This is a genomic window from Candidatus Nitrosocosmicus sp. FF01 (assembly GCF_047711275.1).
GTDB lineage: Archaea > Thermoproteota > Nitrososphaeria > Nitrososphaerales > Nitrososphaeraceae > Nitrosocosmicus.
In genome coordinates this window covers 594,988-609,114 of sequence record NZ_JBLNIG010000002.1, presented here as the reverse complement: position 1 = coordinate 609,114, position 14,127 = coordinate 594,988, and the positions used below count along the sequence as shown (strand labels likewise).

The 14,127-nt window shown below is 32.5% G+C and carries 14 protein-coding genes; 6 read left to right on the top strand and 8 right to left on the bottom strand.

What is annotated here, in order from left to right; genetic code table 11:
• Nucleotides 1-10 precede the first annotated feature (10 nt).
• From ACMT7R_RS08650 to tes, 5 genes are all read right to left on the bottom strand, one after another.
• Nucleotides 11-862, bottom strand: a complete 852-nt coding sequence (locus ACMT7R_RS08650) for an enoyl-CoA hydratase/isomerase family protein (RefSeq protein WP_415311672.1) — start codon at nucleotides 860-862, stop codon at nucleotides 11-13.
• Between the two features lie 51 nt (nucleotides 863-913).
• Entirely contained in the window at nucleotides 914-1,495 is a 582-nt protein-coding gene (locus ACMT7R_RS08645) for a response regulator (protein WP_415311233.1), read from the bottom strand.
• A 59-nt stretch (nucleotides 1,496-1,554) separates the two neighbouring features.
• A complete protein-coding gene (locus tag ACMT7R_RS08640) occupies nucleotides 1,555-3,081 on the bottom strand; it encodes an ATP-binding protein (RefSeq protein ID WP_415311232.1) in 1,527 nt (508 codons plus the stop codon).
• A 19-nt stretch (nucleotides 3,082-3,100) separates the two neighbouring features.
• Nucleotides 3,101-3,523: a helix-turn-helix domain-containing protein gene (locus ACMT7R_RS08635; RefSeq protein ID WP_148687768.1), complete on the bottom strand. Its 423-nt coding sequence runs from the start codon at nucleotides 3,521-3,523 to the stop codon at nucleotides 3,101-3,103.
• A 141-nt stretch (nucleotides 3,524-3,664) separates the two neighbouring features.
• The gene (tes, locus tag ACMT7R_RS08630) at nucleotides 3,665-5,368 is read right to left on the bottom strand and encodes a tetraether lipid synthase Tes (protein ID WP_415311671.1); all 1,704 of its coding nucleotides are present in this window, start codon (nucleotides 5,366-5,368) and stop codon (nucleotides 3,665-3,667) included.
• A 130-nt stretch (nucleotides 5,369-5,498) separates the two neighbouring features.
• Here tes and ACMT7R_RS08625 point away from each other — a divergent pair, with 130 nt between their 5' ends.
• The 3 genes from ACMT7R_RS08625 (at nucleotide 5,499) to ACMT7R_RS08615 (ending at nucleotide 7,929) form a co-directional block, all read left to right on the top strand.
• The gene (locus ACMT7R_RS08625) at nucleotides 5,499-6,266 is read left to right on the top strand and encodes a TrmB family transcriptional regulator (RefSeq protein WP_415311230.1); all 768 of its coding nucleotides are present in this window, start codon (nucleotides 5,499-5,501) and stop codon (nucleotides 6,264-6,266) included.
• Between the two features lie 463 nt (nucleotides 6,267-6,729).
• Nucleotides 6,730-6,852, top strand: coding sequence for a hypothetical protein (locus ACMT7R_RS08620; protein WP_415311228.1), 123 nt, complete (start codon nucleotides 6,730-6,732; stop codon nucleotides 6,850-6,852).
• Nucleotides 6,853-6,858: 6 nt separating this feature from the next.
• Entirely contained in the window at nucleotides 6,859-7,929 is a 1,071-nt protein-coding gene (locus ACMT7R_RS08615; RefSeq protein WP_415311226.1) for an mRNA surveillance protein pelota, read from the top strand.
• Nucleotides 7,930-7,996: 67 nt separating this feature from the next.
• Here ACMT7R_RS08615 and cutA read toward each other — a convergent pair whose 3' ends face one another.
• Nucleotides 7,997-8,308, bottom strand: coding sequence for a divalent-cation tolerance protein CutA (gene cutA / locus ACMT7R_RS08610; protein ID WP_415311225.1), 312 nt, complete (start codon nucleotides 8,306-8,308; stop codon nucleotides 7,997-7,999).
• Nucleotides 8,309-8,511: 203 nt separating this feature from the next.
• Between cutA and ACMT7R_RS08605 the strand changes: the two genes are divergently transcribed.
• The 3 genes from ACMT7R_RS08605 to ACMT7R_RS08595 all read left to right on the top strand — a co-directional run bounded on the left by ACMT7R_RS08605 (nucleotide 8,512) and on the right by ACMT7R_RS08595 (nucleotide 9,963).
• The gene (locus tag ACMT7R_RS08605; protein ID WP_415311224.1) at nucleotides 8,512-8,793 is read left to right on the top strand and encodes a hypothetical protein; all 282 of its coding nucleotides are present in this window, start codon (nucleotides 8,512-8,514) and stop codon (nucleotides 8,791-8,793) included.
• A gap of 170 nt (nucleotides 8,794-8,963) precedes the next feature.
• The gene (locus ACMT7R_RS08600; RefSeq protein WP_415311223.1) at nucleotides 8,964-9,419 is read left to right on the top strand and encodes a hypothetical protein; all 456 of its coding nucleotides are present in this window, start codon (nucleotides 8,964-8,966) and stop codon (nucleotides 9,417-9,419) included.
• A 25-nt stretch (nucleotides 9,420-9,444) separates the two neighbouring features.
• Nucleotides 9,445-9,963 (top strand): hypothetical protein, encoded by a 519-nt coding sequence (locus tag ACMT7R_RS08595; protein WP_415311222.1) that lies wholly within the window; start codon nucleotides 9,445-9,447, stop codon nucleotides 9,961-9,963.
• Nucleotides 9,964-10,052: 89 nt separating this feature from the next.
• On the opposite strand, the gene pyrB is transcribed toward ACMT7R_RS08595, so the two are convergent.
• Both pyrB and ACMT7R_RS08585 read right to left on the bottom strand, forming a co-directional pair.
• A complete protein-coding gene (gene pyrB, locus ACMT7R_RS08590) occupies nucleotides 10,053-10,991 on the bottom strand; it encodes an aspartate carbamoyltransferase (protein WP_415311221.1) in 939 nt (312 codons plus the stop codon).
• Nucleotides 10,992-11,055: 64 nt separating this feature from the next.
• Nucleotides 11,056-13,815, bottom strand: coding sequence for an adenosylcobalamin-dependent ribonucleoside-diphosphate reductase (locus tag ACMT7R_RS08585; protein WP_415311220.1), 2,760 nt, complete (start codon nucleotides 13,813-13,815; stop codon nucleotides 11,056-11,058).
• Nucleotides 13,816-14,127 lie beyond the last annotated feature (312 nt).

Sequence of the window (14,127 nt, the reverse complement as noted above, 5' to 3'; positions counted from 1 at the left end):
AAAATTAGGGTTACTTTTTATTACTCTTATTAAGAAATGATGACATCATTTTTTGTCTATCTTCATGAGCAAAACATAGTGCCCAACCATAAATTTCTAACCGCAATCCTGTGTCAATATCGGCATCCATCCCTTTATTAATCAACATTTTACTTGTTCTAACAGCATTAAAGCTATTTTTAGTAATCTCTTTAGCAAATGATATAGAGTAATCTATAAGTTTCTTATTAAGCATTTTTGAAAGAGCAATATTCTTCTCCTTTTCGTTACTTTGATCGACAGATGGATCTAAATCGGATTTTTCAGAATCAGAGAGAGAAATTACTTGATTTACTAATCCAATATCTGCAGCCTCTTTAGAAGATATCATTTTTCCAGTAAAAATCATTTCCTTGGCTTTTGCAGGTCCAACTATTCTTAAAAGACGTTGAGTTCCGCCCCATCCTGGAGGGATACCAATGGTTACCTCTGGCTGACCAATTTTTGCGTTTTCAGAGGCAAATCTAATATCACAAACAAGAGATAGTTCACATCCTCCTCCCAATGCAAAACCATTAATGGCTGCAATTACTGGTTTCTCCATCTTCTCAAGTTTATTTAGCATAGATTGTGCAGACGAAGCATATTTTTCTGCCGTTACAGCATCAATGTTTACCATGTAAGAAATATCAGCACCTGCACAGAACGAACGTTCACCTGCTCCTGTGATAATAAGTACCTTAATCCCATCATCTGCAGAAATTATGTCAATTGCTCTAGTCAACTCGGCGATCACATCTAAATTCATTGCATTCAAAGCTTCGGGTCGATTTATTCTTAGAATAGCTGTATCATTGGATAAATCTATCTGAACATATTTCATGGAAGACACAAAAGGTGTTTTATAGTTCTTCAAATTAAACTTTATTAAATCTTATTCAATAAGATCGGTTTCATCATTTTTATAATTGTCCTTTTGCAAAAATTCTCTTCTTGCATTATTCATAAGTTTAAATAATGATTCTAAGGATTTAATATCTACATTTGGGTTATTAGGATTTTTCATATCGCGAAGTTGTTTAGTAAATTTTTTTGCAATATCATATAATTTAATTTTTTCTGCTAGATTTATGAATTCCTCTTTTTCGAATGGTTTGGGAAGAACCTCTGGTACACTTTTTAGAGTGGAAACATATTCAACAAATGCTTTTTTAGGCCATGCTGATGCAAACATTATCCTTTGATCATTTTTCATTTCTAAAATCTTCTTAGCAATATGCAAACCATTTTGATTTATAGAAATATTCCTTGATGGGAGATCATAATCCAGGACTACCAAATCAAAAGAGTTATTATGTGATTTAGGATTTTCGTCGGTATTATGAATGGATTTTTCATATTCAGATATCCCATCTTCATAATTTTTAGCAATAATATAGTCGTGTCTATTTTCTTCTAACCATATAGAATATAATTGACAGATATCGTCATCATCTTCTATGATTAGAATATTCATATTGATCCAGTTAGGCCAAGCAAATAATAAAATTTTACTATCGTAGATTGAGATAAATTCTAGTTCAATTGTTCACTCTCAAGAATCTTTACAAATGAATCAAGAGAAAGAGGTTTGAAGATGAAATGGTCATACATTAAGTTTTTATTTAGTAATTCCATCGCGTCCTTATTTATTTTGCTAGAGGACATGAAATAGCCTTTTATGTTCTTATCCCGTTTCTTTAAATCATCATAAAGATCAAATCCGTCTAACCCTTTGATATTGATCCCCAAAAAAACTAGAGAGTATTTTCCAGGAATAAAATTCTCAATCGCGTTGTAAGGATCTTCAAAATAATCGACCTCGTATCCTAAGTTAGTAATTGATTCTTTTATTAACGCCAGGTTATCCGAGAATTCATCTATAATTAGGAGGCTTAAATTTTCATAATCGGATTTATTGGTAACAGATTGAAATGGCATATCAACTCTTTTTATAGGAATTCTAATCAGAAATTTAGCACCAATATCGTCTATTCGATTTTCTACTGTAACAGTACCGCCATGTATCTCTATTATTTTCTTTGAAATGAATAAACCAAGTCCTGCTCCGCCAGAATTGGGGTAAAATTTTGTAAAAACTCTCTCGGGGTCATCATCTGTTATCCCCGGTCCCTCATCTTCTATCAATACGGAAGCATGATTATTTTCATCACGATCATAGACACTAATCAGTATTCGATTTCCCTCATTTTTTTTGGTAAAAAAATATGAATTGTTAAGTATATTTTCAAAGGCTTGCTTTACATATTCTCTATCCGCTTCTATTAGCATACCAGAAGTACAATGGAAAATAAAATTTATTCCTGATGAATCCTTACTAGAAAATTGATTATAATCCCCTATTATATTTTCCAAAAGTTCACAAAGGTCAAAAATTTCAAAATCCAGCTTCATTGGATTTGCTTCTATTTTAGAAATGTCTAAAATATCATTTGCAATATTCTTTAATTTTTCAGCATTCTTAATTATGATATTAAGATAATCTAACATATCAGGATCTTTAATTTTTGCTTTCAGAGTCTTTGAAAAACCTATTATCGGCAAGATGGGATTTCTAAGTTGATGTGAGGCTATATCTACAAAATCTTGTTGAAATATATTCCGTTTTTCAAGAACAGTATTCATTTCTAGTGCTGTCCAAGTATTATTAAAAAGGGTATTAAAAAAATTAACTATATCTCCTTTAAGTGATTCTGATAAGTTGCAACTAAAAATTCGTTCATTATGGTCATAAGTTATATTAAAAAAATACACACGAACCTGGTCAATGATTATTGTAATCATATGTTCACTAATTTCGACAGTAGATAGAGTATTCTTTACTGATATATTCTTAAAGGGTTTAAGAAAATCAGATATTGATTCATACTGATCACCGCTCCTACATGAAATTAGTATCCGTATAGACGAAGAATCTAAAGATTTCAGGATATCTTCAAAAGAATTTTTCTTGAGAAAAATAAAAGAATAATAGGAATTTAAGACTATATCAATTCTTTCACTATCTAGCTTTTCGAATACCTTAGCTAAATTGAAATCCATGTATTTTTAGCTGGTTTTCTTATTTTACTATTTTTTTCTTAGTATCAAAAACATCATCCAGCATTATTTCGAGATCATCTTCAAATTTCTTCAATATTCTTCTCAAGCTTTGTTCTAATTCTTTAACACGTTTTTCAGTTTCAAGTTTAAAGATTTCCCTCGATATAGCAGAATACACATGGAAATGTCCTCCCTCTTTCAAAGTTCGACTTTCTTTTACACATATTCCCAATCCTGTTAATTTTTGTAATGAACGAAAAACAGTACTCTTGTCACGATTCACTGCTTTAGATAAATCCTCTAAAGTCATTTGCTTATTATTATGTGCGATTAATGTTAATAAAAGATCCATATCCAAAGGTGATAAATCATAGATGTAAATAAAAAGATCCTTTAGTGTTGCACTCATACGGGTGATGGCATTTATTGATGATGACGGCATTTTATATAATAATATACAGTTTCAAGCTATTTAAAATTTTCTACAAAAACATATGGAAAAATCAGTTTGAAAGGTTTTGGGGGAAATGACATAAAATTTTGTTAAAATATATTTTAAAAACTAAATAGGAAAAAGGAAAATTTATGCACCGGCCATTCCATTTCGTAGTTCAATTCCCTTGTGATTTTCATCAGCTTCTGCTGCTGCTTTATGCATCTCGGACATCGCACATCCCATTTGCGCTTCTGATTTGCCTTTTCGCATAATACCACGATATAATCCGGCTTCCAATGTTTGACCATGCTGCTTTTCCCAATCTTCGACCGGTATACTGTATTTCTTTTGGATTCTATCACGATACCATTCAGGGATCACATTAAATGCACAGAAGGGTACTATACGTAGATCTGGTGTCAAGTAATGAATATCACACCTTTGTAATCTTTCTAGATCTTCATTATACTTATCTTGAAAATGCATCATTCCCAAGAAAAGAGATCTGACATGCCATGATCCCACAGAGTCAAAATTCTGTTTGAGAAGAATACTTGAAAACATCCGGCCTAAATCAAGTCCATATGGTTGTTTATTACGATCAACAAATTGGTTGAGTTTTCGTATTACTTCTAACATCGTCCAATATCTATTTGATCCTGATTTAATCTCTTCGGTTTTCTCTTCAAAGTATTCGAGTAGGCCTTTTATATCTACAAAAGATGTTAGCGGGATTAACTTTTTGGTTTGAACATCCTCAAAAACATATGTTCCCGCACCACAAGCAAAATGGATTGATAATTCATATTTTGGTTTTTTGCTGAATGCCTCAATCACATTTGTCAATGGCATACATGAGGGAACTGGAAACCAACCATCCTTTGATATTTCACCATTTGTTTGTTCTTCGATTCTTTCGATACAGTCTGGGATAGTAATTCTATATTTTTCTCGTTCTTTTTTACTCATTCTACCGGTCAGAGACACAGGTTGGAAATTTACAGCGTGCACTACATCCATGTTATTTTGAGCGAATCTGATAATACCACCCAATTCATGATCGTTTATCGATTTTATTACCGTAGGAACGAAAACAACCGTCATGCCGCATTTTCTAGCAGATTCTAGTGTATATGGTACTTCCCAGTGATTTTTTGGATTTGTTCTCGGCGTTACTCCATCAAATGATAAATATAGGTTACTAACCCCCGACATTCTTACTTGCCTCATCGTTTCTGGTGATAAGGCCAGTTTTATGCCATTAGTATTTAGCTGAACATGATCCACTCCCTCTTCCTTCATAATCTTAATCAATTCAGTGATATCATCTCTTAGCATAGGCTCGCCACCTGTGATTTGGATTGAATTTCCTGCAATAGGTCTTTCTGCTTTTAAAGTCTTCATCATTGCACGAACTTGCTCATGAGACGGTTCATACAAATAAGCACCTTCCAATCCCTTTTTAACATAAAAGAAACAATACCAACAGGTAAGATCACATCTATTTGTTACTATCATATTTGCCAATCCAGAGTGAGAAAGATGGTTTGTACACAAACCGCAATTTGTGGGGCAAGCACATTTATCTACCATTACATTTGGTGCTTTTGCGCCCTTCCCATCCATCCAATAGGTACTGAATTTTTTGTACATGTCATAGGAGCCAAAGTATAATTCCTCACATTCCCCGTGGCTTGGACAAGTTTTTGTCATGAAAACTTTTCCTTCTCTTTCAAATACCTCGGCATCAAGAATCATATTGCAATCTGGGCAAATACTTTGAGTGTACCTAATGGTACGTTTTGAACCAATAGTTTTACTAGTTAAATTGGAAATTTGTATTAGATCCATAATGTTACCTTTAATACTAAATTTAATTAACTTTATAAACATGATCTCACCAATCCTACGGTGTTTAGTTAGTAAATTAATATCTAGATGAAAGATTTAATATCTAAGATTAGATTAGTCAGTTAAAGTCATGGAGATAAGTGACAAGGCCAAAAAATCTATGGAAAGCCTTGGATTAACAAATTATGAGATTAGAGTATATACTTCGTTATTATTTGCAGGCTCAAATACAGCATCGGAAATTAGCAAGAAATCCGGCGTCCCTTATTCTAAAATATATGACGTTCTTAATAGTTTGTATGTAAGAGGATGGATTTATTCAGATAATCAAAGGCCACAGAATTTTTTTCCGAAGTCCCCTTCAAATGCTGTAGAAGCTATGATGATCGAGATGGAAAACAATCTTCGTAGTAATAAGAATGTCATAATTAATGAATTAATGCCCATATATGAGAAAACGGGATTGAAGGAAAAACCAGATATCTGGGTTGTAAGTGGATTATATAATATTGCGATAAAAGTAACTGAAATCATTCAATCAACCAAAGAGGAATTACTCATTGCAATTCCAAAGATTCCAGAAAATGTAGTACGGTCAATTCAACCAGTTTTACGTGAATTATTTGATAAAGGAGTAAAAATAATCATACTAGCGTCTGATGAAACTAACGGGGATACTGTTAAAGCAATGTCAAGGGTTGCAGAGGTAAGATTAAAAAATGACATGTTTGGAGGTGGAGTCATAGGCGATTCTAAACACGTACTAATTTTGCTGGGAGAAGGAAAAAACGATGTTGTAAATAGTTATGATACTATAGCAATTTGGGCAGAACACACAGGATTGGCAAGTTTTGCTAAAGATTATTTCCAGTATCTTTGGCAAGATGCAAAAAAATAACAATCTAGATTTTTATATAGAGAAATACAAATGTAAAAAGGACAAACAATGACATGAAAAGCCCTACTGAATAGATGATGGAGATCTTGAGTGAAGAGTTTGTCCAATTTAATTTAATTAATAATTTTTCAATGAATATATCCCATCCACTCAAATAAGAACACTGTAGAAAAATAGTGGTCCTCATAGAAACTACATCCTCACTAGAGAATTTTGGAAAGTTTATTGTTTTCAGGACATATAGATTAATCATCTTCGTCATCTATGAAAATAATCATACATATTGCATGAATGACAAACAGAACCTGGTGACATTTATGTCAAAGTATTCGAAAAATTTATGCTGGAAGGAATAAAGATCGCTTTTTGAATGCAAGAGAAAACCTAACAATAATCTACTTATACAAGCCTGTCAATACAGTTTCAAAGTTGAGGCAAATAAGAAAATACAGCGATAAAGTTAATGACAAATGCATTCAATAATGAATTGATTAATGTGTTGGATTCAAAAGTGGTATCAAAAGGTGGATTGAGAAATGTCGCGGTTTTCAATACCGATCCCAGAAATAGACAAGTCAGGAAATAAGGAAAAATGAAAGTAACGAAGATAAAGGATTCGGATAACAAACTTGTCATAACGTTAGAAGAACCCGATGATCTGTTTAGCTTACGAAGGGTAATTGATGTTGGTGATAATATTACCGCTGACACAACAAGAGTAATTAAGCAAGATAACGAATTTTCTAGACCAGATAAGGGCGAACGAGTTAAGATTAGAATAATTCTAAGAGTAGAGAAAATTAGTTTTGATGATTCAATTGACAGATTAAAAGTTTCAGGAATAATAATTACCTCCAATAATGAGAATATACCTAGAGGATTACATCATTCTATAACTGTAAAAATTAGTGATACAGTAATCTTAGAAAAAGCAAAATGGAATGAAAATTATATGAAAATATTATCAAAATCCACCATGAAATTCAAGTACCTTCTTGTGTCTATTGATTCTCAAGAGGCATGTATAGCAAGTTTAACTGGGACTTATTTGAAAACAACTCCAAATATATATTCGGGGAAGAGTGGAAAAAGGTATTCTGGAGACAAGAAAAATGAATCAAATAACAACTATTTTGAGAGTGTAAGAACCGGAATGGACATTTATCTTGACGAACAAGGAATCAGGATCATAGTATTTGGACCTGGAGAAACAAAAAGAAAACTATATAACTACCTGAAAGATCGGAGTGAGTTTTATCAAAAAGCAGATTTTAGTATAGTTGAAGGAATCGAAACTTCTGGTGAAGACGGAATCTTTGTATTTTTAAGATCACAAGCCATGAAGGAATTAATGTCCAACAGCAAAATTGCTATGGTTGCAAACATATTAGATAAAGTAATGCAGCAGATCAGCAAAGGAGAAAAAAGATACGCGATGGGAATCAAGGAAATAATATATGCGCAGTCATTAAATGCTATCGAGGCAATGGTTTATTCAGACAAGGTATTTACTGAAATAGAGGAAGAGAATTTTATTAAACTTTTGAATGATATAGAGTATAATAACACAAAGGTTTTTGCCACCGATTCTACTACAGATATGGGATTAAGAGTATCGTCTTTAGGCGGAGTGATTGCATTATTGAGATACCCTATCTATTAAATTTTGTAGACTCAATAATTTTGTAAGCCATCAAAAACCTAACAAAAATTATGACGATTAAAATTAATTATTTAATCCTATTCGCGTGAGTATTATTAGTGAGCCATAACATATAATCGGAGGAAACATCAGCCATTGATAAGATCACTATTTCAGGTATTTGATATGGATGGTTACTTTTTATTTCTGCTTTCAACTCATCGATTAAGCTCGAAGTAGTCTTAAAAAGGGCTAAGAATTCATCTTCATGTTTCAATTTGTTCTCCCATAGATACAACGATCTTATTTTTGTATAGTTTACACATGCACATAAGCGTTTATCCGTCACAAGAATTTTACTGATGTTAATCAACGATTTTTCATCCGGAAATGTGGACATTAAAATCACACCTTCGGGCTGAATTTTAGGCTGTTTCATTTTATACATTCAGAGCATCACAGCATTAATATTTTATCTAATTGAGAATAATTTCAAAATTGGCTCATAGATTCGATCGAGTTCTTGTTTTGTTAAAATAATTATTATGAAAGAAACCAAATACAAATACAAATATGATGATAGAATGAACTGAATTACTGTAAGTGAATAGAGATAATATTAGGAACATGTTAGAAAATGCCGACATAATCCAAAATGAGGAAACTTATTATCAGTTCGCAGGGTTGGGGTATAATCCGGCAATAATTGAACAAGTATCAATAATAAATATCCAATGCTGTCAGCTATTCATGAAATCTTATGACTCACAAAGTGAATTGTTTTTAGCTTCCCTAGAAATTCTGGCAGATGACGGCACGAAAAGTTTGGAACAAGAACTACACGAAACAAGAAATGTAGGAATATTGATAAGAGATACAGGCTAAAAGGTGACTATGTAAATTGGAACAACTGGAGACAATTTAATGCAGTAGAACGAAACCATAATCACAGGAAAGATGTTTTTGATTGTTTTATTGAGAAAACTGAATTATTAAGGCCTCTGATAGAAAAAAGATTTTGTAATATAAGGGAAATTTATGAGACCAAAGGCAAGATGAATCCATTACAGGGATACTTAGATAGTGAAAATATTTCGTATCAATCACTAACAAATCTTATTGAATATATGGCGAACTATACAAAAAAACTGTTTGGTGAAAAAATAATTGAGTTATCAAATGCAATATTTGGTAAAAATCCAGAATATTTTGATGATTTTTACTATTTTAGGAATCGAATTTTTGAGGATATATCAGAAAAATTTGCACGAGTAAATCCTATTTCAACGGTTATGAAGACAATGAAGGATTTAAGTTTTGACATCACCAAGATATCTTATGATATAGAAGATAGAAAAAACAAATATCCTTCTCCTATCTGCTTTTTTATCGAGATTCCGTCGAATATACGTATTCTCTATAAACAAGAGAGTCCATATTTTGACTTTCAAGGCATGCCTTTCATGAATCTGGTCATGCGATGCATGCTACAACAATTAGACCTGACTTAGTATATGAAAAAAATATCATATACCAATGGGAATAACTGAAATATTCTCAATCTTATTAGAGAGGTTCTCCAGAAATAGAACGTATTTACGAAAGAAAATTGGTATAACAGATGATAAAAACCTGGATGAAATAATTGAATTAAATAAATTTATGGAATTGTTCTTTGTAGTTTTTTATTCTGTTAATTCTTTGACAAAAATGAAATTTTGGTCAGATAGTTTATCTATTGAAGATATGAATGAAATTTATTCAGAAATGATGATGAAATATACAGGCTTAGAGATGCCTGGACAGTATTGGATGCTACACCATATTATGCCTGAATCAATAATGTATGTTCCTAGTTATTTATTGGCTGCAGTTCGATCAGCAGAATTAGAGAGAAAAATCGAAGAAAAATTTGGTCAAAATTGGTGGGAACTAGATAAAGCTGGAACCTATTTGAAAACTTTGATGAAAGATGGTGCTGACATCAATTTAAGTGAGTTTTCAACGTTAGAATCAAAAGTACTTTTAAAAGGAATAACAAATTCGGCGGATTAAACACAAAAATAATTAAGAGAAAAAGGATCTATAGTTAAAATCGGGAAACCATACTGTAAAAAGAAAATTTGGTAAATATATTAGCTTTTCTAAAAAGGATTTTCATGCAACAAGGAAGACAACAAAGCTGCACGAAGTTCTTTTCCATAGGCAGCTTGTTTAAAATAAAGAGCGTTTACTGTATTGTCAATTGAAGGGGATATTTCATCAACTCGGGGTAAGGGATGAAGAATAGAAACGTCTGGCTTTGACTTTTTCAAAATATTGTCATCGATTGTATACAATCCTTGAATCTTATTGTATTCTTGCAGGTCCGGAAAACGTTCTCGTTGAATACGTGTTACATAAATTATATCTAGTTTTTCTAACAAATCGTCTGATAGTTCCACATGATGTTGCATATTCACTTTGTATGAAATATCGTAAATGGATTCATTTCGAATTCTTAATGCGGCAGGTGAAACTAAGTGAATATCCACATGGTAATTAGATAGAGCATAAATTAGAGAGTATACAGTCCGACCATATTTTAAATCACCTACTATGCCTATAGACAGACCATCGATTCTTTTCTTTTCTTTGAATATAGTATAAATATCCAGCATAGCTTGAGTAGGATGTTCCTCACTACCACTACCTCCATTAATAACCGGTTTCTGTGATATTTCACAAGCATATCTACTGGAACCATCAGATGGATGGCGTATAAGAATTACATCAGAGTATAATGAAATAGTTTTTATGGTATCAGCATAGCTTTCGCCTTTCATGATCGAAGATGAATCGACATCGGAAATTCCCAAGGATCGGCCTCCTATAGATGACATAGCAGATTCGAAGCTGAGTCTGGTTCTAGTGCTATACTCATAGAAAATATATCCAAGAATTAATCCTTTGGCAATTTCGCCACGTTCCTTGGATTTTAATGTTTGAATTTTATCAGTAACATCAAACAAATATGCAAAATCATCCAGATTAAAATCTCGGATAGAAACTACATTACGATTAAAGAATCTATTTTTAGCCATGAACAACTAAAGAGTAAAACTTGTTAATATATGCAAATACCTTTGAGTGAAAGATAGAATATGTTTATCCAGAGCCGCAACTACTAAATCCGCATTCTATGCACATATTACATCCTTCTGTGATAATTAAGAAATTTTTACACACCGGACATACCGCTTTATCGTTTTCTGTCACAGCAAGAGAATTGACCAATGGTTCAGATTTGATTTTACTTATAGAGAGATTTGTTCCGATGGTATTAGCTTCCAGAGAGATATTTAGTTTGTCATCCGCATTAGTATGGTGTTTGTTTGCATCGTAATCTTTGAAAATTGGTTTGACTTGATCAACTACATATGGTTCATGCACATTTGTATTAATAAAATCATACAAATATTTGCTTGGAGTTACCTGAAATCTTTTCTCACGATCATTTCCAGTTATATGTAAAACTTGTTCATTCCTTGAACCATCCCTATATATCGTAACTCCCTTCAATCCGAACTCATGAGCAAGTAAATATGCGCATTTTACATCTTCAACAGTAGCATCTCCAGGCATATTGATTGTTTTTGCTATTGCATTACTAATCCACTTTTGCCATACGGCTTGAGCCATAATATGATCGGTCCAATGAATATCAATAGCCGTAACAAAGAGCTTTTGTATCCATTCAGGTATTTCGTTAATTCCACGTACGGAACCATAATTGTTTGAAATTTTTAACAAAATTTCATCTGTATAAAGTCCATGTTCTTTTAATATACTCTCAAATATCTTATTTGTATAAAAGAATCGACCAACTGTAACCCGTTTTTCAAATACCAAGGCAAATATTGGTTCTACTCCATTAGATACGTCTGAAATCATTGACAATGTTCCAGTAGGTGCAATAGTAGTAGTCCATGAATTCCTAATTCCATAATTCTTGATTTTTCCTATTAAAGAATCCCAATCATAACAATGTAAATCTTTAGGTATTTCATAATAACCAGATAATGGTATGCTACCATTTTTGTATTCAGTTTTTTCAAATAACGGAAAGGCTCCACGTGATTTTGCAATAACTACGCTTTCATCCATACTGAAATACGATAAGGTTTCAGCTAGTTTACCCATAAATTCATACCCTTCCTTGGAATCATATGGAATACGCAACATGAATAATAAATCGGCTATACCCATGATTCCTAATCCAATTCTCCTAGTTAGTTTTGTATTGATATCAATCTCTTCTACAGGATATTTATTAACATCTATGACATTATCAAGAAATCTTGTGGCTGTTCTTATAGATTGTTCATATCTTGGCCAATCAAACTCATACATTCCATCGGCTTTTCTTTTTACAAACTTAGATAAATTAATAGAACCTAAATTGCAAGATTCGCATGGATAAAGAGACTGTTCACCACAAGGATTTGTTGCTCTAAGTGGACCGCCTTTAGCATCGATACAAGGATTATACTTGTTAATATTATCAAAAAATATTACTCCAGGTTCGGCACTTTTCCATGCACTTAAAGCTATCAGCTCCATTAATTGATGGGAGTCGATGTTTTTCATAGTGGCTTTAGTTCGAGGATTTTTCAGAGAATATTTATGATCTTCCTTATTTACCAGAGACTGCCAGAAATCTGACCAAATTCCAACACTTACATTAAAGTTCTCGTACATTCCTGGTTTAGTTTTCATTGTAATGAACTTTTCTATGTCAGGATGCCAAGATTCCAATATACCCATATTTGCACCACGGCGTTTTCCCCCTTGTTTAACTACATCTGTAATTGAATCAATTATCTGCATAAAAGAGGTTGGTCCAGATGCTACCCCACTTGTAGATGCAACAATATCACCTTCAGGTCTAAGGTCAGAATAATTTATCCCTACTCCGCCTCCGGATTTAAATATCATAGCAGCGTCAGTAGATGATTTCATTATAGAATACATATCATCTGGCATATCGAGGACAAAACAAGCAGATAATTGTCCCAATCTAGCACCTGCATTCATAAGAGTTGGGGTGTTGGGAAGAAATTCATTCAAAACCATTAGATTATAATATTCTAAAATCTTACTAGCATGATTAATCATTTGGCCTTCTGCGATTAATCTCAGAAGATCCTTGAAACCTACTTTCATTTTTCCAGATTTTGCTTCATCGATGTATGCTCTAATAAGCGATTCAAAATGATATTTATTTAAATAGTAATCACCAATTTTTAATTTGCTATCAAAATCGTCCAATTTCTTATAATAATGTTCGGCCTCAGACAAATCCCGTAAATGATTACCCTTAAAATCAAATACACGTGGATCATGTATAATATCAGATACTGCAACCAAAATTGCGACTCGTTCAAATAATTGTTTTGGACCCTCAATTATTTCACCACTGTTATCTCTTAACAGATATCTAGAAGCTAGAACACGTAATGAATTAACATCCAGTGATTTATCAACTTCGTCTAGATCTCTTTTATTTAAGATCTTCATCTTCATCTCCCTTAGTTTGCGCCTCTCATGACGGTATAGAATATAGGCTTTTGCAGTTTCAGCCAAACCTTCTTCAATTAAAATAGATTCGACCATGTCTTGTACATCCTCAACGCTCAAAACATGACCTTTATGAATAGATTCCAAGTAATCATTTTTAATGATCTTATTAACTAACTTTGATGCAAGAAATTCAGCTAATTTATGATCTGGTTTACCAGCTGCAACTAATGCTTTGTAAATAGCATTTGAAATTTTTGATTGTTCAAAATCCACAATTGTACCGTTTCGCTTTTTAATGTGTACAATGGTTTTGCTTTTTGACTCAGGAAGATCAGTTTCAGCCATATAACATTTATATATTATCTATAGATCGCTTATATTAATTTCGATATCTTATTTTACAAAATGATGAGTTGAGATATTTAGAGATTAATTCCATATAGAGGAGTTTGTACGGAATTTAATTCCGACCCAAGTACAAAGAAGCTTAGAAGTACAAAAGTAAAGAATATGCCCATAAAGTTATGGCCAAGGACCCGTGATCTAAATTTGACTATATAGTATAATTATATAGCAAACTGCGTAATATCTAAAGTATGAATTATCTCTTTGATTGTCATATGTGTATCAAAGATACACATAATTGTGGAATAAGTA